We start from the raw sequence: 338 nt of genomic DNA on the forward strand, positions 1-338 counted from the left end.
CCACTTGCCATGAACGAACATATGAATAATATACTCTACTATGCAGTAAAAAAACTCTCATCTTTGAATCTTGGCTTTTTTTAAAAAAATGAACGTCTTCAACAAAAGGACAAGGAAGGATTTTAGTTCTTACGAACATTTGAGAAATTTATCTTCAATAAACCGTAATTTTCTGCCAATGCCCACACTTTATTGATTGGAATGTTTCTCCTCAACAGCACTCTTGTTTGTTAAAAATGAAATATTTACAAAGAGACCATTCCCATCACTCGAGTTTTACTCTTAAATTTTGATCCAAAACACTCGAAGCTAGAAAACACGGTATGCCTCTATCACAA

Source organism: Bartonella sp. AA81SXKL (genome assembly GCF_042196945.1).
GTDB lineage: Bacteria > Pseudomonadota > Alphaproteobacteria > Rhizobiales > Rhizobiaceae > Bartonella.